This is a genomic window from Microbacterium sp. CCNWLW41 (assembly GCF_037083505.1).
The window spans coordinates 439461-465970 of record NZ_JBAOJP010000002.1 but is presented as its reverse complement, the minus strand read 5'-3'; the positions used below and the strand labels follow the sequence as shown (position 1 = coordinate 465970).

The 26510-nt window shown below is 71.4% G+C and carries 29 protein-coding genes; 9 read left to right on the top strand and 20 right to left on the bottom strand.

What is annotated here, in order from left to right; translation table 11 throughout:
• Nucleotides 1-501 precede the first annotated feature (501 nt).
• The 7 genes from V6R91_RS10000 to V6R91_RS09970 all read right to left on the bottom strand — a co-directional run bounded on the left by V6R91_RS10000 (nucleotide 502) and on the right by V6R91_RS09970 (nucleotide 6873).
• Nucleotides 502-2019 (bottom strand): flavin monoamine oxidase family protein, encoded by a 1518-nt coding sequence (locus tag V6R91_RS10000; protein ID WP_336395321.1) that lies wholly within the window; start codon nucleotides 2017-2019, stop codon nucleotides 502-504.
• A 385-nt stretch (nucleotides 2020-2404) separates the two neighbouring features.
• Entirely contained in the window at nucleotides 2405-3037 is a 633-nt protein-coding gene (locus tag V6R91_RS09995; RefSeq protein WP_336395320.1) for a TetR-like C-terminal domain-containing protein, read from the bottom strand.
• Nucleotides 3034-3804 (bottom strand): tyrosine-protein phosphatase, encoded by a 771-nt coding sequence (locus tag V6R91_RS09990; protein ID WP_336395319.1) that lies wholly within the window; start codon nucleotides 3802-3804, stop codon nucleotides 3034-3036. Before V6R91_RS09990 ends, V6R91_RS09995 begins: the two co-directional genes overlap by 4 nt.
• Nucleotides 3801-4643: a phosphonate ABC transporter, permease protein PhnE gene (phnE, locus tag V6R91_RS09985; RefSeq protein ID WP_336395318.1), complete on the bottom strand. Its 843-nt coding sequence runs from the start codon at nucleotides 4641-4643 to the stop codon at nucleotides 3801-3803. The genes V6R91_RS09990 and phnE overlap by 4 nt, the downstream gene beginning before the upstream one ends.
• A complete protein-coding gene (locus tag V6R91_RS09980; RefSeq protein ID WP_336395317.1) occupies nucleotides 4633-5505 on the bottom strand; it encodes a phosphonate ABC transporter ATP-binding protein in 873 nt (290 codons plus the stop codon). Before V6R91_RS09980 ends, phnE begins: the two co-directional genes overlap by 11 nt.
• The gene (gene phnD, locus V6R91_RS09975) at nucleotides 5502-6404 is read right to left on the bottom strand and encodes a phosphate/phosphite/phosphonate ABC transporter substrate-binding protein (protein WP_271060422.1); all 903 of its coding nucleotides are present in this window, start codon (nucleotides 6402-6404) and stop codon (nucleotides 5502-5504) included. Before phnD ends, V6R91_RS09980 begins: the two co-directional genes overlap by 4 nt.
• Nucleotides 6405-6558: 154 nt before the next feature.
• Nucleotides 6559-6873: a MerR family transcriptional regulator gene (locus tag V6R91_RS09970; RefSeq protein WP_219085240.1), complete on the bottom strand. Its 315-nt coding sequence runs from the start codon at nucleotides 6871-6873 to the stop codon at nucleotides 6559-6561.
• 121 nt (nucleotides 6874-6994) lie between these two features.
• On the opposite strand from V6R91_RS09970, the gene V6R91_RS09965 reads away from it, so the two are divergent.
• From V6R91_RS09965 to V6R91_RS09955, 3 genes are all read left to right on the top strand, one after another.
• Nucleotides 6995-7417: an Hsp20/alpha crystallin family protein gene (locus V6R91_RS09965; protein WP_067245430.1), complete on the top strand. Its 423-nt coding sequence runs from the start codon at nucleotides 6995-6997 to the stop codon at nucleotides 7415-7417.
• A gap of 78 nt (nucleotides 7418-7495) precedes the next feature.
• The gene (locus tag V6R91_RS09960) at nucleotides 7496-7720 is read left to right on the top strand and encodes a DUF2795 domain-containing protein (RefSeq protein ID WP_336395316.1); all 225 of its coding nucleotides are present in this window, start codon (nucleotides 7496-7498) and stop codon (nucleotides 7718-7720) included.
• Between the two features lie 98 nt (nucleotides 7721-7818).
• A complete protein-coding gene (locus V6R91_RS09955; protein ID WP_067245427.1) occupies nucleotides 7819-8121 on the top strand; it encodes a DUF7882 family protein in 303 nt (100 codons plus the stop codon).
• A gap of 132 nt (nucleotides 8122-8253) precedes the next feature.
• Here V6R91_RS09955 and V6R91_RS09950 read toward each other — a convergent pair whose 3' ends face one another.
• Together V6R91_RS09950 and V6R91_RS09945 are read right to left on the bottom strand one after the other, a co-directional pair.
• Nucleotides 8254-8772, bottom strand: a complete 519-nt coding sequence (locus tag V6R91_RS09950; protein WP_336395315.1) for a Fic/DOC family protein — start codon at nucleotides 8770-8772, stop codon at nucleotides 8254-8256.
• Between the two features lie 158 nt (nucleotides 8773-8930).
• Nucleotides 8931-9173, bottom strand: a complete 243-nt coding sequence (locus tag V6R91_RS09945) for a hypothetical protein (RefSeq protein ID WP_336395314.1) — start codon at nucleotides 9171-9173, stop codon at nucleotides 8931-8933.
• A gap of 165 nt (nucleotides 9174-9338) precedes the next feature.
• Between V6R91_RS09945 and V6R91_RS09940 the strand changes: the two genes are divergently transcribed.
• Nucleotides 9339-9962 (top strand): RBBP9/YdeN family alpha/beta hydrolase, encoded by a 624-nt coding sequence (locus tag V6R91_RS09940; protein ID WP_271060418.1) that lies wholly within the window; start codon nucleotides 9339-9341, stop codon nucleotides 9960-9962.
• Here V6R91_RS09940 and V6R91_RS09935 read toward each other — a convergent pair.
• The 6 genes from V6R91_RS09935 to V6R91_RS09910 form a co-directional block, all read right to left on the bottom strand.
• Nucleotides 9959-11407: an ABC transporter permease gene (locus V6R91_RS09935; protein WP_336395313.1), complete on the bottom strand. Its 1449-nt coding sequence runs from the start codon at nucleotides 11405-11407 to the stop codon at nucleotides 9959-9961. The genes V6R91_RS09940 and V6R91_RS09935 overlap by 4 nt on opposite strands.
• Nucleotides 11404-12078, bottom strand: coding sequence for an ABC transporter ATP-binding protein (locus tag V6R91_RS09930; RefSeq protein ID WP_219085237.1), 675 nt, complete (start codon nucleotides 12076-12078; stop codon nucleotides 11404-11406). The genes V6R91_RS09935 and V6R91_RS09930 overlap by 4 nt, the downstream gene beginning before the upstream one ends.
• Complete coding sequence (locus V6R91_RS09925) at nucleotides 12075-13757, bottom strand: hypothetical protein (protein WP_271060416.1); 1683 nt, start codon at nucleotides 13755-13757, stop codon at nucleotides 12075-12077. Before V6R91_RS09925 ends, V6R91_RS09930 begins: the two co-directional genes overlap by 4 nt.
• Complete coding sequence (locus V6R91_RS09920; protein ID WP_336395312.1) at nucleotides 13754-14779, bottom strand: hypothetical protein; 1026 nt, start codon at nucleotides 14777-14779, stop codon at nucleotides 13754-13756. Before V6R91_RS09920 ends, V6R91_RS09925 begins: the two co-directional genes overlap by 4 nt.
• Before the next feature lie 109 nt (nucleotides 14780-14888).
• Nucleotides 14889-15365 carry a hypothetical protein gene (locus tag V6R91_RS09915; protein WP_271060415.1) on the bottom strand — a complete coding sequence of 159 codons (477 nt, stop codon included), beginning with the start codon at nucleotides 15363-15365 and terminating at the stop codon, nucleotides 14889-14891.
• Nucleotides 15362-15853: a DM13 domain-containing protein gene (locus V6R91_RS09910; RefSeq protein WP_336395311.1), complete on the bottom strand. Its 492-nt coding sequence runs from the start codon at nucleotides 15851-15853 to the stop codon at nucleotides 15362-15364. The genes V6R91_RS09915 and V6R91_RS09910 overlap by 4 nt, the downstream gene beginning before the upstream one ends.
• Nucleotides 15854-15999: 146 nt before the next feature.
• On the opposite strand from V6R91_RS09910, the gene V6R91_RS09905 reads away from it, so the two are divergent.
• Entirely contained in the window at nucleotides 16000-16704 is a 705-nt protein-coding gene (locus tag V6R91_RS09905) for a response regulator transcription factor (RefSeq protein ID WP_231819574.1), read from the top strand.
• Nucleotides 16701-17867 carry a sensor histidine kinase gene (locus tag V6R91_RS09900; RefSeq protein ID WP_271060413.1) on the top strand — a complete coding sequence of 389 codons (1167 nt, stop codon included), beginning with the start codon at nucleotides 16701-16703 and terminating at the stop codon, nucleotides 17865-17867. Before V6R91_RS09905 ends, V6R91_RS09900 begins: the two co-directional genes overlap by 4 nt.
• A gap of 17 nt (nucleotides 17868-17884) precedes the next feature.
• Here the strand turns inward: V6R91_RS09900 and V6R91_RS09895 are convergent, their stop codons facing one another.
• Both V6R91_RS09895 and V6R91_RS09890 read right to left on the bottom strand, forming a co-directional pair.
• Entirely contained in the window at nucleotides 17885-19192 is a 1308-nt protein-coding gene (locus V6R91_RS09895) for a cation:proton antiporter domain-containing protein (RefSeq protein ID WP_271060412.1), read from the bottom strand.
• Between the two features lie 111 nt (nucleotides 19193-19303).
• The gene (locus tag V6R91_RS09890; RefSeq protein WP_271060411.1) at nucleotides 19304-20230 is read right to left on the bottom strand and encodes a LysR family transcriptional regulator; all 927 of its coding nucleotides are present in this window, start codon (nucleotides 20228-20230) and stop codon (nucleotides 19304-19306) included.
• Between the two features lie 76 nt (nucleotides 20231-20306).
• On the opposite strand from V6R91_RS09890, the gene V6R91_RS09885 reads away from it, so the two are divergent.
• Nucleotides 20307-21326 carry a YeiH family protein gene (locus V6R91_RS09885; RefSeq protein WP_336395310.1) on the top strand — a complete coding sequence of 340 codons (1020 nt, stop codon included), beginning with the start codon at nucleotides 20307-20309 and terminating at the stop codon, nucleotides 21324-21326.
• A gap of 13 nt (nucleotides 21327-21339) precedes the next feature.
• Here the strand turns inward: V6R91_RS09885 and corA are convergent, their stop codons facing one another.
• A complete protein-coding gene (corA, locus tag V6R91_RS09880; protein WP_067245397.1) occupies nucleotides 21340-22356 on the bottom strand; it encodes a magnesium/cobalt transporter CorA in 1017 nt (338 codons plus the stop codon).
• 40 nt (nucleotides 22357-22396) lie between these two features.
• Nucleotides 22397-23710 (bottom strand): serine hydrolase domain-containing protein, encoded by a 1314-nt coding sequence (locus tag V6R91_RS09875; protein WP_336395309.1) that lies wholly within the window; start codon nucleotides 23708-23710, stop codon nucleotides 22397-22399.
• 158 nt (nucleotides 23711-23868) lie between these two features.
• On the opposite strand from V6R91_RS09875, the gene V6R91_RS09870 reads away from it, so the two are divergent.
• A complete protein-coding gene (locus V6R91_RS09870) occupies nucleotides 23869-24177 on the top strand; it encodes a DUF2470 domain-containing protein (protein WP_336395308.1) in 309 nt (102 codons plus the stop codon).
• A 91-nt stretch (nucleotides 24178-24268) separates the two neighbouring features.
• Nucleotides 24269-24916, top strand: a complete 648-nt coding sequence (locus V6R91_RS09865) for a biliverdin-producing heme oxygenase (RefSeq protein WP_067245390.1) — start codon at nucleotides 24269-24271, stop codon at nucleotides 24914-24916.
• Nucleotides 24917-25055: 139 nt separating this feature from the next.
• On the opposite strand, the gene V6R91_RS09860 is transcribed toward V6R91_RS09865, so the two are convergent.
• Nucleotides 25056-26441 carry an ATP-dependent DNA helicase gene (locus V6R91_RS09860; RefSeq protein ID WP_271060406.1) on the bottom strand — a complete coding sequence of 462 codons (1386 nt, stop codon included), beginning with the start codon at nucleotides 26439-26441 and terminating at the stop codon, nucleotides 25056-25058.
• Nucleotides 26442-26510: the final 69 nt, after the last annotated feature.

The window sequence follows — 26510 nt, the reverse complement described above, 5'->3', positions numbered from 1 at the left end:
GTCCGCCACTCGCCGGGAGTCGCGGTCAGGTTCTCGATCTGCGATGACGACGCCGCTTCCGAGCGCAGCAGAACCGGTGCGAAGGCAGTGACACGGTGCCCGAGCTCGGCGTCGAACCGGTGGAGTTCGCTAGTTGCCTCCGCTGCGAGGCTCACCGCTTCCTCCCGAGGGCGAGGAACGAGGTCCGCGATGCTCGGTGGGACCGCGGCACGGTAGCGCCCGCGGTCCGCGGTCGGCCGCGTACCGCCGAACGTCGACGCAGCCCGCCACTCCGCCTCCTCGTGGGAGATCGATGGCCAGTCCACGTCGCGCGGGGCGGAGGGGTTACTCATAATCGTCCTCGTCAGAATTATGACTTTTGACGTTACTCATAACGTTGCGTGCGCGCACGATCATCGCTCGTGTTGCCGCCTGGCGGGGATGATCGATCGACGCAGGTCGCGGACGAGAGTGCCCGCCGCGACGGTCACACCGCCTGATCGGGGATCAGCGTCTCCGCGGCTACAGTCCGCGAAGGAGCTGATCCGCCTGCGCCACCCCCGAGCTGTACGAGGCGTTCACCGTGCTGGTGCGCATGCCCGCCCAGTAGAGGACGCCGTCGACCGTGGCGGACATCGCGTCGGCATCGCCGCCGCCGCCGTACGGACCCCACGAGTAGGGTTCGTTCGCCCAGTCGGTCAGGACGGCCTTGTGGTAGCGGATCCCCTGATCGCCGGCCGACCGGCGCACGACGTCGAGGACCGCCTCGAAGCGCTCGCGTTCCGGCAGCGCGTTGAGCTCACGGGCGGCTTCCCCGGTCTCCCACCCGACGACGACCTGCCCCTTGTACCGCGGGGAGGCGATCGACGCGTTCCACAGCGTCGTGGGGCGGAGGTCCATCGACTCCGCATATCCCCAGTCATCGGTCCCGAGCGGACGGAACACCTTCTCCTTGAATTCGAGGACGGCCTTGAAGATCGAATGGTAGGCGAATTCGTCGAACGCCGCCCATTTCTCCGTCGGCAGCCCCGGCGAGAATGCGATATCGCGACGCTTCATCACCCCGGCGGGAACGGCCATGACCACGCGCCGCGCGGACAACGCGCCCCGGGACGTGCGCAGCTCGACCCCGCGCGGCGAGTAGGCGACCTCCTCGACCGCGGTCCGCAGCATCACCGGGATGGACCCGGCCAAAAAAGTCAGGAGCTGGTCGTATCCGCCGATGATCTTGTAGTCCCCGTCGTCGTGCTCCGGATCGTCCGGATCGAGGATCTCCGGTTCCGGCGCCTGCTCCGGGTGCAACGAGAACCGGATGCAGCTGCGCAGCTCCGGCTCGACGAGCTCGGCGGGCGTGTGCGACAGGGGCTCGCTGTCGTCCGTCAGCCGATAGATCAGCCCGCTCGGGGTGTTCTCCGGCGGCACTCCCAGCCGCAGCAGGAAGGCGTCGGCCGTCTCGCCGGGAAGCGGCTCCGGCATCGGCGCGTTCTGGCCCGCCGGGTCATAGGCGATGAGAGCGTCGGGCATCCCGAGCGGGAACAGCCACGAGGGGGCCGAGTCCCACTGATGCCACTGCGCCGACGGCGACCCGTCGGGCGCCCCGTCGAGGCGGATGTAGTTGTGGCGGAACATCCGCATGTCCAGGCCCGCCCGCTCGATCCACGGGTACGTCGACGCGTAGGGGCCGCCGTGGACGAGCTCGCACCCGCGTTCCACCGGCACGCCCATCGAGGTGCGGTCTGTGAACATGCGTCCGCCGATCCGGTCGCGGGCCTCCACGATCACGACGCGCAGATCCGGCTTCTGGTCGACGAGCCGTCGCGCCGCGGCGATCCCTGCCGCGCCGGCGCCGACGACGACCACGTCCCAGACCCGCTTGTCACCACGCGGGTGGCCGAGCGAGGGCGAACCGTTGCCGTGCCCGTTGCCCGGGCTCCCCGACGGGTCCGCCGCGGCGCTTGAGACGGTGACACCGGCGGCGGCGATTCCGGCGGCCGCGGCGATCCCCGAGATCAGGAAGCCGCGGCGAGAGAGGTTGTCCATGGAACTCCTTCGTCGGGGACGAACCGAATGGCGATCCATGGGAATGGACCCGCGCGGCGGTCAGGCTATCCAGAGCCGCCGGAGAAGGTCAAGGAATTCCGGAACGACATTTCCCGCGCCTTTTCCATCCCCTCTCCCCTTTGTCGATCCAACAATTCCCATTCCCTTTCGCGTTTTCAGCGAAAGGCCGTGCGGCCCGCCGGGACGGCGCGTCGAGAACGGACCCGCCGGCACCGGTCCGGCGGCCGTCGGGCCTCTCTCCTACAGGTTGCGGATTCCACAACCCGTGCCCGCGGACCACCTCGGTCATCGGCTCGGCGGAGCGTCCACCGCCCGAGACGGCGTCTGCGCCTGCGGATCCGGCAACGCACCCGACTCGGTCTGATCAGTCCGGCGCGACCATCCCGCGCCAGATCATCTCGAGCGCCGAGCGCAGCCGGGCGTTCGTGGACGGATCGTCGATGCGCTCCCCGCGGACGACGAGCTGGTAGTACGCCGCGCCGGCGATCGCGTCGAAACAGGCCTCCACGTCGAGGTCCGCGCGCAGCTCCCCCCGCGCGATCCCCCGGCGCAGCGCGTTCTCCAGCGGCACACGGCGGCGCGAGACGTGCGAGGCCCAGTACGCCCGTTGCAGCGCCCGGTCGGCCATGACGAGACGGATCCGCTGGCGGAACCGCTCCTCCGAGTATCCCGGCGCCGACGGGGCCACGCCGTCCGCCCCGAGCCCTAGGCTGGCGAGCACCGCCTCGCGGAGATCCTGCCCCTCCGGATACTCCGGAGGCACCTCCCTGCCGACGTCCAGCGCCTGGGCGATGAGGGTCGTGAGGGAGGGCCATCGGCGATACAGCGCGGCGCGGCTGACGCCGCCGCGCGCCACGACCCGGCTCACGGTGACGTCCTCACCGGCATCGATGATCGCGAGCGTCGCCGCGATGATCTGGCCGTCGATCTCCGCATCGCGAGGACGACCGGGGCCCCGTCGTGCGGCCCCGGTCGCCTCGGCGGCGAGCATCGTCATGCGGCGAGCGCCCGCGACCGGAGCCGGGCGACGAGGTCGTCGGAGAGCCCCGCGGCCCGCAGCGGCGCCAGCGGATCGCCGTGACGCTCGCGAAGCGTGCCGAGCAGGGTCCGCATCGAGACGTCCATCCCGTCGCCCAGCAGCGCGCTGCCGTCGTGCGCGTCCACGTCGATCCCCAGCGCGCGCCACATCGCGCCCATGACGGGCTCGTTCCGGCGCATGATCGCCGGCATGTTCTCGCCGGTGCGGGCATAGTCGGCGACGATCGCCTCGTCGTCGGCCCCGAGGGCGAGCAGCAGCATCGCGGCGAGGACGCCCGTGCGGTCCCGCCCGGCGGCGCAGTGGAACGCCACCGCTCCGGGACCGTGCGCGATGACGGCCAGGGCGGTCACCAGCGGCGCCGCGGCCCCCTCCGCCATCCGCACGTACATGGCGCCCATCGCCTCGTGACTGAGCGCCGGCCTGTCCTCCTTCATCGACGTCCCCACGTCCGCGATCAGCGGCAGGTGGTGGTACGCCACCGGGAGGGCACCGAGCGGCCCGCGTCCGGTGACCGACGCCTCGAGGGGCGAGCGCAGGTCGATGACGGCGGCGAGGCCGTCGGCGACCAGCCGGTCCGCCACCTCCTCCGTGGCATAGGCCAGGTCGTCGGCGCGGATGGCGACGCCGCGACGCAGCACGCCGCCGTCGATCCGGATGCCGCCGAGGTCGCGGAGGTTGACGGGGGCGCTCAGGGGCACGGCGGGAGTGGTGTCGACGATGGTCATGTGATTCTCCTTCGGATGAGGGCGCTGCCCTGGTCGATCATCGTGACCAGCACGATGATGCAGATGATGATGGCGCTGAGGTGGCCGTAGTCGTACATGCGCATGGCGGTGGTGAGCTCGAGGCCGATGCCGCCCGCGCCGACGAGGCCGAGGATGGTGGCCCCGCGGACGTTCCCCTCGAACAGCAGCAGGGTGTACGAGGTGAGCAGCGGCGCCGCCTGCGGCAGGACTCCGTACTGGATCACCTGCCTCTTCGAGGCGCCGACGGCCTGCATCGCGGTCACCGGTCCGCGGTCGACCTGCTCCATCGCCTCCGCGAAGATCTTGCCGATCGACCCGAGGGAACCGAGCGTCATGGCCAGGATCCCCGCGAACGGCCCGAGGCCCACGGCAGAGACGAACATCAGCGCGAAGACCAGATCGGGCACCGAGCGGATGATGTTCATCACCCAGCGCGTCGGGTAGTAGAGCCAGCGAGGGGCGATGTTCGACGCCGCTCCGAACGCGACCACGAGCGAGAGCACGGCGCCGAGCACCGTCCCGACGACGGCCATCTGGAACGTCTCCAGCAGCAGCGACAGGATCGTGCCGATCTTCGAGAAGTCGGGCGGGAAGAGCCGCGAGAGGAACTCCCCCATGTTCACCGCGCCGTCGCCGAGCTTCACGAAGTCGAAGCCCGCGCCCTGGAAGGACCAGATCAGCACGAGGAGGGCGACGGGCAGCCCCAGGAGGAACCGGGTGCGGGGCACGCGGAAGGCGCTCTCGAGCCGTCGGCGTTCGGCGGGGCCGAGCTCCGTCGCTGCGGTGCGGGCCGGGCGGGCCGGCGCGTCAACGGTCATCGCCGTGCTCCTCGCTGTCGTAGAGCGGTGCCAGCGCCGCGGCGTCGAGACGCGTCGTGGCGTCCGACACGATCATCCGCCCCTGCCGCAGGCCCACGATGCGGTCGCTGTGGGCGAGGGCGAGGGGCAGCACGTGCAGGCTGACGAGCACGGGGATCCCGTCCTCGGTCGCGATCCGTCGCAGCAGTTCCAGCACCGAGTCGGCGAGCCGCGGATCCAGGGAGGCGACGGGCTCGTCCGCCAGGATCACCTTCGGCTGCTGCATGAGGGCGCGGGCGATCGCAACCCGCTGCTGCTGTCCCCCGGAGAGGGAGCGCGCCGGCGCCGTGGCCTTGTGCGCGATGCCGACGCGGTCGAGCAGGTCCAGGGCACGAGTGCGGTCCGCGCGGGAGAAGCCGCCGACGAGGTTCACCGGCCCGGCGCCGTGCAGCGCGCCCGTGAGCACGTTCGTCAGCACGCTCAGCCGGGGGATGAGGTGGAACTGCTGGAACACCTGGCCCACGTCCGCGCGCAGCCGGCGCAGTTCGCCGCGACGGAGGTTCACGACGTCGTGACCCGCGACGCGCACGGTGCCGGACGAGACCGGGGCGAAGCCGGTGAGGCTCCGCATCAGCGTCGACTTGCCCGAGCCGGACGCGCCGAGCAGCGCCACCGTCTCCCCGGCGAACAGGTCCAGGTCCACGCCGTCGAGCACGGCGGTCCCGTCGTAGGCGACGCCGAGGCCGCGGACGCTCACCCGCGGCAGCGCGTGGCGCACCTCCGCGGTGGGCGTGCGCTCGGCCATGACCGGAGGCGCCGGGCGGACGGGGACGGCCGGGCCGGAGACGTTCGTCTCCGACCCGGCGACGCGCACCGCCGTCACTTCAGATCCTTCAGCTCGACGCCCGCGACGCCCGCGATCTCGGCGAAGGACGCGTAGGTGGACGCCTCCGGGGCCACGGTCTGCTCCAGGGTCGCGAAGCTGCCCATCGCGCCCAGGCGCTCGGCGTTCTCCGGAGAGAAGACCGCGGCGATGCCGTCCGCGATCACGGTCCGCGTCTCCGCGTCGAGCGACTGGCGCCCGAGCACCGTGCCCTGGACCGCCATCGACGGGCTCTCGCCCACCGCGCGCCACTCGCCGTCGGCGAAGGGGAACATCGGGGCGCCCAGCTGGGTGAGCATGATGGCGGTGCAGGCGGCGTCGACCTGTCCCTGCGCGAGGGCGGCGAAGGACCCCTCGTGGCCGCCGGCGAAGATCGCCTCGTAGTCCTCGCCCTGCTCCAGTCCCGCCTCGTGCAGCATGTAGACCGGCATGAAGTAGCCGGAGCTCGACGCCTGGTCCGCGAAGGCCACGGTCTTGCCCTTCAGGTCCTCGGGCTTCTGCACGGGCGAGTCCTTCAGGACGACGCAGGTGGAGACGGGCTTGTCGTCGCCGCGGAAGGCCACGAGCGGGTCGACCTCGCCGGTGTTGACCGCGAGCGCGGAGGGGAACCCGCTCATGATCCCGATGTCGACGTGGTCGGCGCGGATGGCCTCGACCACGCTGAGGTAGTCCGGGACGTCGGTGACCTCCACCGCGCGGCCGGTGGCCTCCTCGAAGAGCTCGGCGAAGACCTCGATCGGGTTCTCCGCGGTGGGGTCCTCCCCGATCGGGAGGGTGGCGATGGTGATGGGGGCGTCGGGATCGGTGGGGGCGGCCTGGGCGGTGGCGCCCTGGCAGCCGGTGAGGGCGAGGGCGGCGACGCCGAGGAGGCCCACGGCGGGCAGGGTGAAGCGGCGCATGATGACCTTTCGGGAGGAGGGTGCCTCGCCATTGCGAGATCACCGGTATTCCAACTCCCGAAGGTGACGGGGAATTACGAGACCGGCGTACCGCGAACGGAACGCCGGTTGAACTCCTGGTGACGCGCGGCCGGACAGACGACTCCCGCGCGGCTCAGGAAGCGGGTCGCTCGTCCCCTCCGTCCGCGCCCCGGCTCTCGGACAGCTCCGCCTGCAGCTGGGCGTTCGCGTCCTCGAGATCCAGCACCCGGCTGATCCCGGCGATGTTGAGCCCCTCGTCGCGGAGCCGGCCCGCACGCTTGAGCCGGTCGATGTCGTCGTCGCTGTACTGGCGGGTCCCGCCGTCGCTGCGGGAAGGAGTCAGCAACCCCTTGCTCTCGAACAGCCGGAGGGTGGGGATCGGCATCCCCACCAGCTGCGCGGCGATGGCGATGCCGTACACCGGCGTCCCGGAGTCGCGCTCAGTCATGGTGATCCTCATCGGGTACTTGCAGATCGGTTCGATGTGTTGTATGAGTAAATCTATAGCACACGATGCAGGTTACCTGCATCCCCACCGCCCGATTCGGGCCGCACGAAAGGAGCACATCATGGCATTGAACTTCGACCCGATCAGTCAGCTCGATCGCTTCGCCGCGAGCGTGCTGGACTCCGGCCGCGCACCCCGATTCATGCCGGTCGACCTCGCCCGTGACGGCGACCGATACATCCTTCACGCCGACCTGCCCGGCGTGGACCCCGGATCGATCGACATCGATCTGGACGGGTCGCTGCTGACGATCCGCGCCCAGCGCACCGCGGACTCCGGCGAGGGCGTGCGCTGGCTGAACCGCGAGCGCACGGCGGGGTCCTTCCTGCGCCAGTTCACTCTCGGGGACGGCGTCGATCTGGAGAAGATCTCGGCGTCGTATGAGAGCGGCGTGCTCACCGTCATCATCCCCGTGAGCGAACGGGCGAAGCCGCGCAAGATCGCCGTCGCCTCCGCGGACCAGACGGCCTCCCTCACCGCCTGATCCCCTGGCGACCGCCCCGGGGCGTCCTGGTCCGGACGCCCCGGTCGGCGGCGCCCCGTCCTTGGAAGGAGCAGGAGCATGATGCTCTCCCCCTCACTCAACCGGTTCCTCGCCGAGATGGAGTACCCGGCGGAGAAGGACGATCTGGTCCGCGAAGCGCGCCGCGAGGACCTGCCGATGACGGACCTCCTCGTCGTCCAGGGCCTCCCCGAACGCAGCTACGACTCGTGGTGGCAGATCCGCCGGGCCATCGGCGAGGGCAGTGACGGCGCCCCGGCCGAGCGCGAGCTCGTCGGCGCCTGACGCTGCACGGCGGCGCGTCCCTATTGCACGGGGCGCGCCGCCGTCAAGCCCCCGAAACCCGTCCCTTGCCCGCCCCCTGACACAGATACGGTTCACCCATGGGAACTCTCTACTACGGCAGCGCCGAGGCCCCGATCGAGATCGAGGATCGGGCACTGGCGCACCTGAAGATCGTGATCGCGACCAAACTGCGCCGCAACGAGAGCTTCACCGTCTCGTGGACGCATCCGGAGGAGCAGCCTCGCGGGCGCAGCACCATTTGGGTGCACCCGTCCATCCCGCTGCGCTTCGTGTTCGACGAGCCCGAGCAACCGCCCCTGAGCCGCAAGTGGATCGACGAGCTCGCCCACTCCGCGCACTCCTCCGGCGGCATCAAGCTGATCCCCGAGCACATGGAGTGACGCCGCTGATCGACGAAGGATCTACTCACGCAAGGGCGGGGCGCCCCGCGGTCCTCGGCTGGAACCAGGTCGGCCGATGCCCATCCAATGCGAGTTCGCCCGACGTGGCCCGGCATCGCGAGCCCCGCGGCCTCACCGAGGCGCGGCGTCGGGAGAGTCCCTCATCGAGCGCTCCACCGCGATGGCCCGGAACACGGGCACAAGCGACGCGGGCTGTGGCTCGTAGGCGAACAAGTCAGGACCCGAGAGCCTGGACGCCTCATTCCACTCGTCCGGCCCGCCCCGCGCGAAGTCGAGAGTGAATCTTGACCGTTCGGCGACATGCTCCATGAATACCTTCGAGGTGCGCCCGTTCCCCTCTCGGAACGGATGCGCCTGGTTGAGGTATGCGAACACCGCGGCGGCTCGGTCCACGAACCGATCACGGTCGAGTCGTGCCCAGACGGTAGCCGCGACCAGCCTGTGCATGTCCCGCAGGCAGCGATCGATCTCGCCCGTCTCGACATCGGCGAATCCTCGCGGGGTGCCTTTGAAGAGGTTCACGGTGCGGAACTCTCCTGCCCAGACGTACACGTCTTGGAACAGGTGCCCGTGGATGGCTTGCACATGCGCCGCATCGTAGGTGCGCGGAACCATGACATCAGCGCTCATGAGCTGTCGCTGCCGACGCAGCGTCGCGCCGTGCTCCAGTGCGCTCAAAACGTCACGGTCACGCTCATTCAGCAGGTTTCGCAAGGTCCCGGTCCGAGTGACGGGATCATACGTCTCCGGATAGAAGTATGCGGCCCATCGCTCCTCCCGAGCCGCCATCAGCTCGCGGCGGCCGCTGCCGAACGCCGGCGCTCCGCGGCCTCCTGCATGCGGCGCAGGTACTCCGCGCCATCGATCGCTCCGCGGGCCTCGTCCGTCAGGTTCTCCACGTCCTCGCGGTTCGGCACCCACCCCTCGTGCCATGCTGACGCCAGCGACTGACGAACGGCGTTACGCTGCACGTCGTCGAGCGACGCGAACAGCTCCGGCCAGCGGCTCTCGATGTCGAACGTGTCAGCCATCACGGACCCCCTTCCGGCCCCGCCAGTCTACCGACGTCACCCACGTGACCCCAGGGGTCGGACAGGAAAAACGCGGTTACGACCTGGATTTGTAGCGAACGACGCGACTTCGCCGACGTTGGGCCGCCGCGGAATCCTCCGGGCCGTGCCGGTGTTGGCCCGGACGTGAGCATCGACCGCGCGATCATCGTCCACGGCTATTCCGCCACCCCCGCCGACCACTGGTTCGCCTGGCTCGCGGACCGCCTCCGGGAGCGGGGCATCGACACCGCGATCCCTGCGCTTCCGGGCACCACGGCCCCGGACCGCGAACGGTGGGTCGCCGCCGTGCGGGATGCGCTGGGCGGCGCCGACGAACGGACCGCGGTCGTCGCCCACAGCCTGGGCACCGTCACCGCCCTGCACGCGCTGGACCGGCTCAGCGACTCCGAGCGGCTCGGAATGTTCGTCGGCGTCGCGGGCTTCGCCGATCCGCTTCCTACCCTGCCGGAGCTCGATCCCTTCGTGTCCCCCGCGCCCGACCTGGGGCGCCTGGCCACGCGCATCCGCCGCCGGGTGATGCTCCACTCCGACGACGACGCGATCGTGCCGCCCGCACACTCCCGGGCGCTCGGACGCGCGCTCGACGCCGACATCATCGTGGTCCCCGGCGCGGGGCACTTCCTCGCGAGCCAGGGCTTCACCGCCCTCCCGCCCCTGGCCGAGCTCTTCGGAGACGCACCGGAGCCCGCGGCCCCGGAGACGCCGGTCCAGGAGGCGGCCGGATCGCCGCCCGCGGCCCGGCGCTAGCCGCCGCGGAGGGCCGTCACGGGTTCGATCCGCGTCGCCCGCCAGGCCGGATACCAGCCGGAGGCCCACCCCACGACGGCGCCCAGCAGCGCGCCGGCCACGGCGACGAGGGGATCTGTCACGGGAGCCCATCCCTGGACGGCCGCGACGACTACCACCGCGATCACGCCGAGCGAGGCGCCGATGAGGCCCCCGATCAGGCCAATGACGATCGACTCCACCATGAACTGACGACCGATCTGCTTCCGGGTCGCGCCGAGCGCCCGACGCAGGCCGATCTCTCCGATCCGCTCCATCACCGACAGCAGCGTGACGTTCGCGATGCCGAGTCCTCCGGCCAGCAGCGCGATCGCGCCGAGGATGAGGAAGACGACGTTCACGTCGGCCTGCACGTTCTGGCTGAGATCCGAGGCCGCAGCCGGCGCCCGCGCCTTGAGGGTGTCCGGCTCGTCGGGCTGCAGCGCGAGCACGGCCTGCTTCGCGACCTGAGGACCGGCGCCGACCGTGATCCGGATGGCGAGCTCGGACGGGGCGACCACGTCGAAGTCCGCGCGCGCCGCGCCCATCGGGATGATGACGCCATCGCGGAGGTCGCTGCGACGCTCCATGCCGTCGACGATTCCGATCACGGCGTAGGCCACCCCGCCGATGAAGATCGACGGCTGGGAGTCCACGCGGTTGATCCCCAGGCGCTCCGCCGCCTTCTCCCCGAGCATCGCGACGCGGTCCGCGCGCCGGTCGTGCCCGGCGTCGAAGGCCCGCCCGGTCACGAGCCCGCCGTCGACGGCGGGGAGGAGATCGCCCGAGGCGGCGAACAGTTTGGGCGAGGCGGGGACCGGTGCAGAGGGGTCGTTGACCGGGACAGCGGTGATCGTGTCGGCGTCGTTCAGCGTCACGTCGGCGATCAGCGCGGCATCCTCGACACCGGCGAGGTGCATGACCCGGTCGGCGCCGTCCCAGGGGATCCGCCCCGCCGCGACCGTCTTGTTCTGCCCGCCCGTCCGCGCCTCCGCCGGAGTCACCACGACCTGCGTCGAGGCCACGCCGTCGAACTGCCGGGCGATCTGCCCGGCGGCGGTCTGCGCGAACCCGATCGTGGCCACGAGGGATCCGATCCCGAGCACGGTGCCGAGGATCGTCATGACCAGGCGCGCGGGCCGGGATCCGATGTCCGACGTCGCCTCGGCGACGAGGTCCTGGAACGTGAAGCGGTCCGCGTGCCGCACGGCGGGGACCAGGGACGAGGCGGACGGACTCCCCGCCGCCTCGGCGTCCCCGACGCCACGCTTGCGCCGACCGATCCGTCGGACTGTCCTCTTCCTCGGGGTCTTCGACGTCATGCCGTCGAGCAGCGAACCGTCCTCGGTCGTCTCGGCGTCCGCGGCGTCGATCGGGGCGGATTCGCCCGGGCTGCCGGTGTCCCGCCGGCGCGGCCACAGCCTCACAGCTCGCTCAATCGGCCGTCGGCGATGCGGATCCGCCGGGCGGCCCGGCGCGCCACGGCGTCGTCGTGGGTGATGACGATGAGCGTCAGACCGTCCGCGTTGAGCTCCTCGAACAGGGTCATCACCTCGCCCGAGGTCTTCTGATCGAGGTTTCCCGTGGGCTCGTCCGCCAGGAGCAGCCTCGGACCGCTCACGACGGCGCGCGCCACCGCCACCCGCTGCCGCTCGCCGCCGGACAGCGAGTTCGGGAAGAACCCGATGCGGTGGCCGAGCCCCACCCGGATCAGCGCCTGCTCCGCCCGCCCCTCCCGCTCCGCACGCGGGACGCCGCTGTAGAGCATCGGCATGAGCACGTTGTCGAGCACGGTGCGCCGCGCCATGAGATGGAACGACTGGAAGACGAAGCCGATGAAGCGCGCCCGCACCGCGGCCCGGTCGTCGTCGGAGAGGTCGCCGGTCAGCGCGCCCGCCAGGCGGTACTCCCCCACGCTCGGCCGGTCCAGGAGCCCCAGAATGTTGAGCATGGTCGACTTGCCCGACCCGCTCGGCCCGACGATGGAGAGGTAGTCGCCGGCCTCCGCCGCGAGGCTGACGCCCTTGAGCGCCTGCACCTCCGGCGGCCCGGGGAAGGATCGGGTGACGTCACGGAGCTCGACGAGAGGCGCCGTCACCGCCCCACCACCACGAGGTCGCCCTTCTCGAGCGCGCCCTCGGTCGGTCGGACCTCGACCGCGCCGCGGGCGGCCAGGCCGGTCTCCACGACGACCATCCGCGTCTTCGCGTCCTCCCCCTCCTTGGGGTCGGACTCGACCACCTCGACCCGGGACTCTCCACCCGGACCGGCGGTGAGCGCGGCCAGCGGCACGGACAGCACGTCGCCGTCCGTGGCGCCGACGGCGATCTTCACCCGGACGTTCGTGCCCTGGAGCTGCTGGATCTGCTCCGGCGACAGCGGGTCGGGCTCGAAAAGCACTTCCCAGCGAGCCTTGGCGTCCTTGCCCGCGTTGAGGGCGCTGATCACGGCGCGGTGTTCGGTGCCGTCGGGAAGCTCGAACGTCGCCTCCGCGCCGACCGAGAGCAGTCGCGCGTCGGCGTCGGCCGCCGCGCCGGTCAGCCGCACGGTCGCACCGGACACCGTCATCGCCTTGCCCTGGAGCACCGTCCCGCGCTTGACCTCGACCGCGTCCACGCGGCGCGGGAGCTCGGTGAGGAACAGCACCTCGCTGGATGGCAGGTACGGCAGCATCGCCTGCCGGGCCTCCTCGAGCGCCTCGTTCGCGGACTGCACCTGGGCGTGGGCGGCGTCGAGCGCCGCTCGCTCGCTGCTCGTGTCCTTGCCGTTCCACAGCGCCTCGCGCTGCAGTTGCGCGGTGCGCAACGCCCACTCGGCGGCCTGCACGTCCCCCTGCGTGGCCTTCGCCTCTGCGACCTTGCGCTCGGCCTCGGCCACGGCGACGTCCGCCTCCCAGATCTGGACGTCCGTCGGTCCGGCCCCCGCCTGATCCAGCGCGCTCTGCGCCGAGGCGACGCCGCTCTCCGCGCTGCGGACGCCCTCCTGCGCGGCGCGGAAGGTCTCCGCGGCGCCGTCCGGGGCGGGCGGCGCCGGATAGCCGGCCTGCGCGTAGAGCTGCGCGACGGCGTTGGCGGTGGCCTCGTCGAACTGGTTCGAGCCCACGTCGCCGGGATCGATCCCGACCGCGGCGAGCGCCTGCTTGAGCTGGACTACATCCGGCCCGGAGACCCCCAGGCGCAGCGTCCGGTAGGCGGGCAGCTCGCCCGGCAGGACGATGACCGGACGCCCCACGACCTCCAGGGCGATCGACAGCGGGGACAGCGTGGCCCCGACCTCCGGCACCTGCCCCGTGACGACGGCGGCGCCGGAGACCGCGGACGTGTCGAGCGTCACCTCGACGGCGTCGGCGTAGCCCACGTCCGCGCGGAGGGTGACGTCGTTGCTGAGCGGGCCGAACTCGACCGGGACCGTGACCAGCCCCGGCTTCGGGGGCGGCCCCTTCGCGTCGGCGGGCGAGATCAGGAAGGTCCCGATCAGCAGTCCCGCGACGAGGCTCACGACCGCGAGGGAGGCGACGATCCACAGCGACTTGTTGCCCCGGAAGACCCGCCCCCAGCCCCGGACGCGCGAGGAGCCGCCGGAGGATGCCGCGTCCTCGGCCTCCTCGTCGTCCTCGCGGATCAGGCGGTCGAACTCCTCGGTGGTCGCCGACTCGCCGGCGGCCACGGGCGCGTCGGCGGTCGCTTCTCCAGTTCCGGCGGACGGGTCGACGGCTCCGGTCTCGCCGGACTCCGGCTCGACGGGCTCGCCCGCGCCCCGGCCTGCGCGCCGGATCACTGGGCCTGGGCCTGCTCGGCCGCGGTCTTGAAGGCCTCGAGGTCCGCCTTGTTCTCCTTGATGAACTGCTCCTCGAGGGCGAACTGGATCTTCAGGGAGTTCTGCAGGTAGGAGGTCTTCTGGCGGCACTCGTGGTCCTTCAGCGCCAGCTCGATCTCCCGCTCGCCGAGCTTCTTCATCTCAGGGCTCTTGCTCGGGTCGGCGGCCTCCATCTGCTCGGCCGTCATCTCCTCGGAGCCGTCTCCGTAGGCGGCTTCGTAGATCTTGTTCTGCTCGTCGTAGATGGACTGTGCGGCGTCCATCTGGTTGGTGAAGCCGGGCTCGCCGGCATCGGTCATGCACGCGGCCCACTCGGCGTTCAGGTCCGCCATCTCCGACGACTCCTGCGTCGAGGTCCAGAACTCCTCCATGCGCGCGCGCAGGTCGGCGAACTCGTCCTGCTGCCACGGGTCGTCGCCCTGGACCTCGTGCTGCGCCTTGCCCTGGCAGCCTGCGTTCTCCCACTTGTACTCGAAGCTGCCGTCCTCGCTCATCTCCGCCGGATCCGGCTGCGGTCCGTACAGCGTCTCGTAGTACGCCGCCTGCTCGGACTCGCTGAGGGACTCGATGTACTTCTGGTTCGGGTCCTGGTAGGTCTCCGGCTCCTGCTCCGCGTTGCGCTCCTGCCACGGGCTGTTCACCGCGCCATAGCCGTACTTCTCGACCCACTCCTTGTTCTCCGGGTCCCAGTCGCCGTCGCCGCTGCTGAAGATCGCGCCGCTGTCCTGGATGTTCGGCTTGTACTCGAAGCCCTGCTCGGCCATGCACTCGGCCATGAGCTCTTCCTGCTTCTTCTGCTGCTCGTCGAACTTCTTCTGCTGCTCCTCGGGGGAGGCGTCGCCGCCGTAGGCCGCGGACAGATACGTGTTGAGCGGAGAGTCCTCGTAGTCGAGCTCGCCTCCGCCGGGACCGCCGGAACAGGCGGTCAGGGCCAGGGCCGTCGCGGCGAGGACGACGACGAGTCGGGGTGCGGATGTGCGCATCGGGGCTCCTTCGTTCCGGGCACGTCAGCGCCAGGTCTTCCCCACACCGTATTGACTCCGCCGCCCCCGGCGCATCCGTCGGCAGGATGATGTGACCAACCTCATAGGATTACTTCCGATATACCGGATCGTCTCTCCGGACGCGGTGCCGGCGGACGAGCGCGTCGATCGAGGCCACGGTGGCCGTCGGACCAGCCAGGAGGACGGCGGCGGCCAGCAGCGCCATGACCGGGTACTGGCCGATCAGCTGATCGGAGGCCCAGTAGAGCATGAGCGTCCCGATCGACGCGAAGGCCGCCCATCGGCCGAGCGCCCCCGCCACCAGGAGCACGCCCAGAGCGATCTCCCCCGCGGGGACGACCCCTCCGAACAGGCCGGGTGCGGCCCGCATCGCCTCCGCCAGCGGCCCCAGGTAGGAGGGCGCACGACCGTTCCCGTCCGCGCTCCCCGCGACCAGGAGGATGTCGGCGGCGCCGAACCCCGCGCGGTACTTGACGATCCCCTCCGTCAGCCACAGCGCTCCGGCCACGACCCTGGCCGCGTCGCTCCCCAGCGACACGGCCAGGGCCGGGCGCCGACCCGTCATGACAGCGACGCCGCCCCGAACACGGCCTTGGCCTTGTCGCAGTGGATCACCACGTCGGTGTATCCCGCGACATCGATCCCGTCGAGCATGAAGGTCTGCGAGGCCTGGTCGTACGCGACGGCGTCGATCCGCATGCCCGCCGTGACCGCGGCCTCGTCCGTCCCGTTCGTCAGATAGACGTGCAGATCCGGGCCCTCGTCGGAGGAGAAGCCGGAGAGCGTCAGCGCGGTGCCCGAGACGGTCACCTCGCCGGCGACCTGCTTGCCGTTCAACCCCGCGAAGGTGCCGGAGCGGTCCGTGGCCATCATGTCGTCCCCGTCATCGGTCATGTCCTCGGCCTCCGGGCTGGCGGACATCGACGGCTCCGGGGACATCGTCGAGTCCGACATCGCGGAGTCCGGAGTCGCGGGGTCCGCGGTCTGGCTGCAACCGACGAGCGAGCCGGCCAAGGCCAGGAGGACGATGCCGGTGAACACGGTCTTGCGCATGAGGGTTCCTTTCGTCCGCGGCCCCGATCCGGGCCGCCGTAGTGCTGGACCAGGACGATACGGATCCCGCCCCGCCGGTCGCAGCGCTTCTTTCGAAGCCGTAAGAGCACCGTCGCCCGCGCCGGAGCGGGATTAGTCTCGACCGCATGGAAGCCCGGCCCCGCGTCGTCCTCGTGGAGGACGACGCCGACGTCCGCCACGCCGTGGGCGGCTATCTGCACGCCCAGGGCTACGCCGTGACGCTGTGCGCCACGGGCGACGCGGGCAGGCGCGCCCTGCGCGAGGTCGAGGCGGACGTCGTGGTCCTGGATCGGATGCTCCCCGGCGTCAGCGGAGACGAGCTCTGCGCCGAGCTGCGCGCCGGATCCCGTGCGCCGGTGCTCATGCTGACCGCGCTCGGCGACGTCGAGGACCGCATCGAGGGGCTGGAGCTCGGCGCGGACGACTACCTGGCCAAGCCGTTCTCCCTCCGCGAGCTCGCCCTCCGGGTGGCGGCGCTCATCCGCCGACGCGTCGAAGCCGCGGACGCGGCGGTCGTCCTCCGCGACGGCGACTTCGTCCTCGATCTCGCCCGGAGGACCGCGGCCGTGCGCGGCCGGGACATCCCGCTCGCGGCCCGCGAGTTCGACCTCCTCCGCTACCTGCTGGCGCACCCCGGCCGCACGATCGGCCGCGAGGAGCTGCTGCGGGAGGCATGGGGGTGGGACGCCGGCGACTCCTCGACCGTCACTGTCCACGTGCGGCGGCTGCGGGAGAAGATCGAGGAGGATCCGCGCGATCCTCGCCACCTCGTCACGGAGTGGGGCACCGGATACCGGTTCGTCCCGGACGGAGGGCGTGTCCGCCCATGATGCCCCTCGGCCTCGGCGACATCGCCGTCATCGTCCTGACCGCGGTCGCGTCCGCGCTCGTCGTCGCGGGAGCGGCGCTCCTCGCGCTGCGGCTGGTCCGCCGCCCCTCGCTGCGGATCCGGATGGCGATCGTCGCGGTGGCGGGCGTGGTCACGGTCGGCGTCGCGGTGCTCGCGATCGCGTTCGAGATGTACATCTCGCCGCACGACCTCACCGTGCTCGTCTGGGTGATCGGCGTCTCCCTGGTGCTCGGGCTCGGCGCGGCGGCGGTGACCGCCGGCGCGGCCCGACGGTCGCTCGCGGCGCTGTCCCGCTCGGTTCACCGCGTCGGCGACGGCGACGTCGTCGCCGCGCACGAGGGGCGATGGAGCGAGTTCGACGAGCTGTCGGCCGAGCTCGCCGACGTCTCCTCCCGCCTGGCGGACGCCCGCGAGGAGCTGGAGCGTCTGGACTCGGATCGGCGCCGGTTCTTCGCGTGGATCTCGCACGATCTGCGCACGCCGCTCACCGCCGTGCACGCCCTCGCCGAGAGCCTGGAACTCGGTGTCGCGGACGACCCGCAGCGGATCGCCGGACAGGTGCGCGCCCAGGTGCGGACGATGAACCGGATGGTCGACGACCTCTTCGAGCTCTCCCGCCTCTCCTCCGGCGCGGTGCGTCTGCAGACCGAGCAGGTCGACCTCCTCGACGTCGTCTCCGGCGCGGTCGCCGACGTGGGGACGTTCGCCGAGGCACGGGGCATCCGCATCACCCGCTCGGGGCTGGACGGGACGGCCGTGTGGGCGGATCCGCACAAGCTCACCCGCATCGTCGTGAACCTCCTCGGCAACGCCGTCCGTCACGCGCCGCCGGGCTCCGAGATCCACGTCTCCGCCACGGAGCTCGCCCCCGATCGACTCGTCCTCGGCGTGCTGGACCACGGCGGCGGCGTGGCCGTGGAGGACCTCGACCGGATGTTCGACGTCGGCTGGCGGGCGGATGCGGCGCGGAGCACGCCCGACGACGGGCTCGCCGCCGGAGCGGGGCTCGGGCTCGCCATCGCGCGGGGGCTCGCCCGCGCGCACGGCGGCGACGTCTACGCCGAGCACGCCGCCGGAGGCTTCCGGGTGAACGTGCTGCTGCCGCGGTCCTCCGGTGAGGATCCGGCGCCACACACGATCTGACGCCGGACGGCGACGCCTCAGCGCGTCGAACGGTCTCCGCCCGCCGTCGACAGGGCGCCGCCGCGATCGAGTCGGCGCAGCACTGCCGGAGCGACGACACCGTGCAGCAGAACGCTCAAGACGACCGTGACCACCATGACATCGAGAACGAGGTCCGCCTCGCCGCTGTTCGTCGGCAGTGCGTTGAAGGCGAGCAGGCCGAAGACGATGGACGCGGTTCCCCTCGGGCCGAGCGCGCCGATGAGCACACGGTCCCGTCTCCCCACGGAACCGCCCATCAGCGAGAGCCAGACCGGCACCATCCGCAGAAGCGTCAGAGCCAGCACGGCGAAGAGGACCACCGCTGGATCGATCCCGTCGAGGACCGCCACGACCGCCGTGCCGCCGAGCATGAACCAGACGAGATTCGACGCGAGCAGACCCGTCTCCTCGACCAGGATCAGTTCCGCATGGGGGATCGTCCGCTCAGGGAGACGACGCGTCCGAGCGACGCGATAGGCCACGCCGGCGACGAACGCCGCGACGAAGCCGTTCGCGTGCACGACGGGGATCAGGATCGCGACACCATAGGCGATGAGCGGAAGCAGCAGCATGACGAAGCGCACACCGCCGTCATCGGCGAACCCCCGTGCATGCAGCACGCGCACGGCCCACCCCACGAGCGCTCCGAAGGCCACCCCGACGGCGATGGCGACCGCCGTCGCCGGAACCGCGGTGAGGAACGCGCTCACGAAGTGCTCCACCTCGGTGTCGAGCATGCCGTCGTCCTGACCCGACTCGGCCCGCAGGACCCCGGTGATGACCACTGAGGTCGCCAGGGCCATGCCGAACAGCGGTGACACGAGGCCGTCGTTGTAACCGCTCTCGACGTTGAGGATCTGGCGGACCCGGGGCGGGACGTGCCGCAGGCGCAGGATCCGCGCGGCCGGGGCGAAGTCGGTGGGCATCACCACACAGGCGATGACGAGGATCACGAAGACCGAGTTCGGCATGACCAGCACTCCGGCGACCACGGCCAGGATGAGCGACAGCGGCAGACCGATCAGGATGAGACGGAGCGTCGCGCGTCCCTCTCCCCCGAAGATGCCCTTGCCGCTGACGGCGGTCGCATCGACGAACAGCAGGATGGCGAGGACGACCTCGACGACCTTCTCGCTCCACTCCGCGTCGATGGCGCCTTCGAAGGCCGGGAGATCCGCAGCCACCGTCGCCGCGCCGAGGACGATGAGGGCCGCAGGCCCGGCGACCCCCCAGCGCTCGAACCGGTGGGAGACGAGCGACCACAGGAGCACTCCGACGAGGCCGATCAGCACCAATGGGGACATCGCCGCTCCTTCTCCCCCCGCGGCCTCCGACGCCTCGGCCCCGCGGGTCCCGTCCGACACCTCCTCGGTGTCTGCACGCCCACCGCTGAGGATATCGGTGCGGCGGCCCTGTCAGGATCCGGCGGCGGCGACCTCCAGGAGCGTCCGGCTCGTCGGCGTCAGGTCTCTCGTCGTTCCCCGCCAGAGCGCGGTGATCGGTCGGATCAGCCGCTCACCCGCGATCGGCACGACGTGCAGGCGGCCGAGCCTGATGTCGTCGGCGACCGCGTGACGGGACAGAAGCGCGACGCCGAGCCCGCCCGCGACGGCGGAGCGCACGGCCGCGGAGGTGGGGAGCACGGCCGCCGGTTCCGGCGCGTCATGTCCCAGGCGCTCCCGGACGGTCCGCTCCCAGGCATCGCGGGTGCCGCTGCCCGACTCGCGCGCGACGATCGGCGCCGCGGCGACCTCCGCCAACGACACCTCGTCCCTCCGCGACCACGCATGCGCCGGCGCCACGACGAGGACCAGCTCGTCGGTGGTCACGGCCGTGGACGCGAGGTCGTCGGGCACACGGGGCGTCTCGATGAATCCGAGGTCCGCCGCTCCCGCGCGCACCCGCGCGATCACGACCTCGCTGTTGCCGGTCGCCAGCGTCACGGCGGTGGGGATGCGCCCCTCCTCCTGCTGACGTCGCCGGAGGTCGACGAGCCAGCCCGGGAGCAGATGGGCGGAGACGGTCTGACTCGCGGCGACCGTCAGCTCGCGCCGGCTCTCCTCGCGCAACGTCTCGATCCCCACTCGAAGGCGGGACGCGGCCGCGAGAACCTCCTCGCCCCAGCTGACGACGACCTCGCCCGCCGGCGTCGGGCGGATCCCGCCGGGCGAGCGGCGGAAGAGCTCCAGCCCGACCTGCCGTTCCACGCTCCGCAGTCGCGCGGACGCCGACTGCTGCGTGACGCCGATCTCCCGCGCCCCCGCCGAGATCGACCCGTGCCGCGCCACTGCCGCGAGCAGCTCCAGGGCGGTCAGATCCGGCACCGTCCGCATCGCCTCCATCTCCACAGTCTGGTCCTGTACCGCCACCGGCGCCACCCGGCTACCCGGCGCGGGACGGGGCGCGCAGGCTGGATCCATGCCCTCCCCCGCCGTGTCCGCCGCCGATCGTCCCCGCCTCCTCGCCGTCGTCCCCGGACTCGGCCTGACGGCCCTCATCGCCGCGGCGTCGACCGAGATCGGCGGTCTGGCGCCCGTGGTCGGGTCCGCGCTGCCCGCCCTGCTCATCGGCGTCGCGATCTCGCTGTGGCGTCGACCCGGCGCCCTGTTCGCCCCCGGCCTCGCGGTCTCCGCTCGCCTCCTCCTGCAGACCGCGGTCGTCCTGCTCGGCGTGCAGATGTCCGTGGCCGAGGTCCTGCGCGTCGGGCTGGAGTCCCTCCCGGTCATGCTGACGAGCCTCGCCGTGTGCCTCCTCGGGGCGTGGGCTCTCGGCCGGGCGCTGCGGGTCGAGCGCCGCCTCACCACGCTGATCGGTGTGGGCACGGGGATCTGCGGCGCCTCCGCGATCGCGGCCGTCTCCCCCGTCATCGCGGCGACGGGAGCCGAGATCGCCTACGCCATGACCACGATCTTCCTGTTCAACGTGCTGGCCGTGGTCCTCTTCCCCTTGCTCGGGCATGCGCTTCAGCTCGATCCGCACACGTTCGGCCTGCTCGCCGGCACCGCGGTCAACGACACCAGCTCCGTCGTGGCGGCCGCAGCCGTCTACGGCTCCGCGGCGCTGGGCTTCGCGGTCGTCGTGAAGCTCGTTCGCACGCTCATGATCATCCCGATCAGCGTCGGACTCTCGATCGCCGAAGCCCGGCGCCACTCCCGCGGACGCCGGCTCACGCCGCGAGGGATCGTCCGGCTCGTGCCCTGGTTCCTCGTCGGCTTCCTCCTCGTCGCCGCCGTCACCTCCACGGGGATCGTCCCCGCGTCCGTCCGCGACGGCCTGTCGGTGATGAGCGGCTTCCTCATCGCGATGGCCCTCGCCGCGATCGGCCTGTCCACCGACGTCGCGGCCCTGCGCAGGGCCGGGTGGCGCCCCCTGGCGCTCGGAGCGATCCTGTGGATCCTGGTGACGGCGACGTCCCTGGCGACGATCGCCCTGCTCTGACGACGGCCGGGTCCTAGAGCCAGCCCTTGCGCTTGAAGACGAGGTACAGCACGAACGCGCCGCCCACCATGAGCCCGATGGCCATGGGGTACCCGAAGACCCAGTGCAGCTCCGGCATCGCATCGAAGTTCATGCCGTAGACGCCCGCGACGATCGTCGGGGCGAAGAAGATGGCGGCCCAGCTGGAGATCTTCTTGACCTCCTCACCCTGCCGGATGCTCTCCTCGGTCATCCGCCGCATCTCGTCGTTCTGGCGGCGGGCGACGATCGTCGACTCCACCGTGAGGGCGTTGTCCAGCACCGTGCGGAAGGTGGCCGAGCGATCGATCACCCGGATGGTGTGGTCGAGGACGTCGCGCAGGTAGCGTTGCAGCTCGCCGTCGACGGCGTACTTCTCGGATCCCCGCAGGAGCGCCTCGAGCATCTCGCGCAGCGGCTGCGTCGCCCGCTGGAAGCCGATCACCTCGCGGGAGAGCTCGTAGATGCGCTGAGTGAGGTCGGACTCGGCCACGAACAGCTGCGCCTCGATCTCGTCGATGTCGTTCTCCAGGCCCGCCACGACCGGCGCGTACTCGTCGACGACCTCGTCGAGGATCGCGTACAGCACCGCTTCCGGTCCCCGCGCCAGCAGCGCCGGGTCGTTCTCCAGCCGGTGGCGCACCCGGCCCAGGCTCGGGGACTCGGCGTGGCGGATCGTGACGACGAACGTGGGGCCCACGAACACGTGGAGCTCTCCGAACTCCACCTCCTCCACGTCGTCCAGGTACCGAGCGGGGCGCAGGACCAGGAAGAGCGTGTCGCCGTAGCGCTCCAGCTTCGAGCGTTGGTGCCCGGTCAGCGCGTCCTCCACCGCCAGCTCGTGGAGTCCGAACTCGGCCGCGACCTGGCGCACCTCCTCCTCGCTGGGGCGGTACAGCCCGATCCATCCCATGCCTCCGCGGGCATGCATCAGCTCGAAGGTCTCCGCGAGCGACGCCGGGTTCTCCGTGCGCACGCCGTCGACGTAGATGCCGTTGTCGACGATCGCCATCGACGCCTCCTCCTCGCTCAGGTCGGCGGACGACCGATGATCAGTCGTCGTCGCCCTCGCCCTCGTCCTCCCCGGCGGACTCCTCCGCGGCCGGCTGGTCGACGGGGCAGATCGCCTGGCTGCCGATCACCTCGTGGTACTGCTCCGCGGTGAAGGGGAGCCCGAACTCGGGGGCCGTGGCGCCCTTGGCAGCGGGGGCCTTCGACCCGATCGCGGCGAGCTCGAAGGCGAGCGCCGAGATCAGCGCACCGCCGCCCGAGGAGCCGTTGAGCACGACGGCGACCGTGAAGCCGCTCGCCGGGTCCGAGTACGCGGCAGTGAGGTAGCCGGGCGCCCAGCCCTGCTGTCCCACCATCGTCCCCACGAGGTACCCGCCTCCCGTCGCCTGGAACCAGGACGGCGCACCGTCATAGGCCGGCAGCGGCGCGCCGAAGCGGGCGGGCTCGTCCTTGGTGCGCAGGGCCTGCTTCGCCTCGGCCTGCGCGAAGCGGCCGAGGTCCTCAATCGTCGAGACCACGCCCGAGTCGGTGAAGCCGATGCTCGCGGAGCTCACCGTGACGTCCACCGGAGCGGCGCAGTCGTAGCCGCCCTCCGGCGTGCGCGGCGCGTAGGTGCCCGCGAGCACGGGCCCGTCACTCGGCGCGGCCGGCCGTGCCGAGGGGAGGCTCGTGCTGTTCAAGCCCAGAGGACCCGTGACGTAGGTGCGGATCAGGGACGCGGCGCTCTGGCCGCTCGCCCGCTCGAGCGCCTGACCGAGCAGGAGATACGCCGCGTCGGAGTCCCGGAACCCGCCGCCGGGAGCCGTCCGCTGCTGCTCCATCCCGTAGCTCGCGAGCTCCTTCGGGTTCCACATGCGCGTGGGGTTCGAGAGCCAGTTCGACTCCGCGATCGACGAGCTCAGCCCCAGCCCGGACGTGCCGTTGCAGAGGTCCAGGAGCGTGACGTCGGCCAGATCGGGGACGCCGGCGACCCATGTCGTCACGGAGTCCTCCAGGGCCACGGTGCCGCGGTCGGCCAGCGCGTAGAGCACGTCGCAGGTCATGAGCCGGGTGACGTCACCGATGCGGAAGGCCATGTCCGTGCTGGCGGGAGTCTCGTCCCCGGGGCCCGCAGTCCCGATCCCGGTGACCCACGAGCCGCTCCATGGCGCCCACACGCCGACGACCGCACCCGAGGAACCGCTGGCGGCCATCGCGTGGGCGACGGCGTCGTGCAGCTGCGTCTGGAGGTCCTCCGGCAGCGCGCCCTCGACCTGCGGAGCCGGCGTGTACGCGGGGGTCGACTCGGGGGCGCATCCCGTCAGCGCGAGCGCGATGATCACCGCTCCCGCTGCCGCGATGCGCGTACGACGCATGGTCCGTCCGTGCACAGAAACCCCCCTGGATGTCTGAGGAGAGTCTAAGGGCCGGGCCTCCGCGTCCTCGTCATCCCTACGGATGATCCCGATCCCGCCCGTGCGCGGACCGCCGGCGGGCCGGGTCCGGGACGTCCCCTCGTGCGTAGAGTGGGGCCATGCCCAGCCCCTTCCCCGACGAGGTCGTCGCGGCGGTCCTCCGCCACATGAACGGCGATCATCAGGACGACAACCTGCTCATCGCGCGCGCGTTCGGCGGCGCCGACATCGTCTCGGCATCGATGCGCGGCTTCGACGGCGATGCCGGCGAGTGGACCGTCAGCCGGGCGTCCGGGGGTCCGGAGACGCTGCGCGTGCCCTGGCCGAGCGGTCCCATCCAGGAGCGACCCGAGGTGCGTCGCGAGGTCGTGGCCCTGTACGACGCCGCGTGCGCCGCCCTCGGCGTGGATGCTCGCCCGCACGACTGACCTGCGAGCCGGCTGAGCGATCCCGATCCGCCGGCTCGGAATCCCCGCCTTTCGCTGGGTGCGGAAGTTAGGTGTGCCTTACACTCGTGCCATGGCCGAGATCGTCTCCTTCTCCGCGGCGCTGCGCGAGCGCTCCTCCGGGTCGCACTCGCGCAGTGAGCACGCCGGCTTCATGGCTTCGCTCCTGAGCGGCGAGGCGTCCCGGGAGGACTACGTCTCCCTCGTCGCCCAGCACTACTTCATCTACGAGGCGCTCGAAGAGGTGGGCGAACGGATGCGGAAGGATCCGGTCGCGTCCGTCTTCCTCAGCGACGCGCTCACCCGGCTGCCCGCCCTCGAGGCGGACCTGGACTTCCTCGTCGGCCCTGAGTGGCGGGAGCGCATCGCGCCGCTGCCGGCGACCGCCCGCTACGTGGAGCGGATCCGCCAGGTCGGCGCGACCTGGCCCGGCGGTTTCGTCGCCCACCATTACACCCGCTACCTCGGCGACCTGTCCGGGGGCCTGTTCATCGGCCGGGTCATGGCCCGGCGATTCGGCTTCGAGACCAACGGGATCGGGTTCTACCTCTTCGACGCCATCGCCGACCCCGCCGCGTTCAAGGACGTCTACCGCGAGCAGCTGGACGCCGCCCCGTGGGACGAGGCCGAGCGCGAACGGGTGATCGACGAGGTGCTGCTCGCCTACCGCTTCAACACCGAGTTGTTCGAGGAGCTCGAGGCGCAGCGCCTCGCCGCCTGACGTCCCCCTTCCACTCGTTGAGCGAGCGCAGCGAGACGAGACGCCCCCAGCCCCGGTCACCACGTTTCGACTCGTCGCTGCGCTCCCCCCCCGGTCGTTGAGCGAGCGCAGCGAGACGAAACGCCCCGCCAGGACCGGCTCAGGCGGGGAGGACCGGGGTCGAGCCCTGCCGGGCCTCCCAGGCCGCGCGCATGAAGCGGCGCACGTCCTCGTCCACGCGGATGTCGCTCGGACGCAGCGGACGGGACAGGTACAGCCCGTCGAGGGAGGTGAGCCGGGACAACGCCACGTACGTCTGCCCGGGCGCGAAGGCGCCGGAGCCCAGATCCACGATCGCGCGGTCGTACGTCTTGCCCTGCGACTTGTGGATCGTCACGGCCCACGCGAGACGCAGCGGGAACTGCGTGAACTCGGCCACGACCTCGCGCGACAGCGTCTTGGTCCCCGGGTTGTAGGCGTAGCGGAACCTCTCCCACACGGCGGGCTCGACGTCCACCTCCTCCCCGTCGATCTCGACGCGCACCGTGTCGCCCAGGATCCGCGTGACCGTGCCGATCGTGCCGTTCACCCAGCGCGGCGGCTCCCCCTGCACGCCGACGTCGTTGCGCAGGAACATCACCTGCGCCCCGACCTTCAGCTTGAGCTCGGCGTCCGCGGGGTAGTTCGCCTCCCCGCGGCCGAAGTCGCCCGACACCTCGGCCTTCGCGGTCTGCTCGCGGCCCGGGAGCGCCGCGAGGTGACGCCGATTGATGCTGTTGACGATGTCGTTGCGGGTCGCGAGGGTGATGATGGGCGTCTCGCCCGGCTCCGGCTCCGGCGGCGTCCGGGCACCGGCGGCGTTCAGCGCGCCCGCGATCTCCGCCGTCACACGGCCGTACCGGACGGCGTTCAGCATCGCCTTGAACCCGTCGTCGGCCTGCCGGTGGATGCGGACGAGCTCGCGCACGTGCAGCGGCGCCCCGTGCTCGCCGACGTCCAGCATGCCCGCCTCGTCGGCGGCGCCCCCGGTCCAGACCTTCGCGTCGAAGAACCAGAACGAGCGGTAGTGGTCCTGGATGTAGCGCAGCTCGTCGCCGCGCGGGGGCACCGGCGCCAGCTGGTACGGGTCGCCGAACATCACGACCTGCACGCCGCCGAACGGCTCTCCCCGGCGCCCGCGAGCCTGGCGCAGGGATCGATCGATCCCGTCCATGAGGTCCGCGTTGACCATCGAGACCTCGTCGATCACGAGCGTGTCGATCGCGTTCAGGATCCGCCGCGTGGCGTCGGACTGATCCAGCTCGGTGTCGGCGATGAGCCCGATGGGGAGGCGGAAGAGCGAGTGGATCGTCTGCCCCTCGACGTTCAGCGCGGCCACGCCGGTGGGCGCGCACACCGCGATCTGCTTGCTCGTGTTCCAGGCGAAGTGCTGCAGGAGCGTGGACTTCCCCGTCCCAGCACGGCCGGTGACGAACACGTGGTCCCTGGTGTCCTCGATGAGGCGGAACAGCTCGTGCTGCTCGTCGGACAGGGTGGGGATGCTCACGGGTGCTCAGGCTCTCGGACGGGGGATGCGCACACCATGGTACGGCGCCCTCCTCCGGGCGCGGCGCAC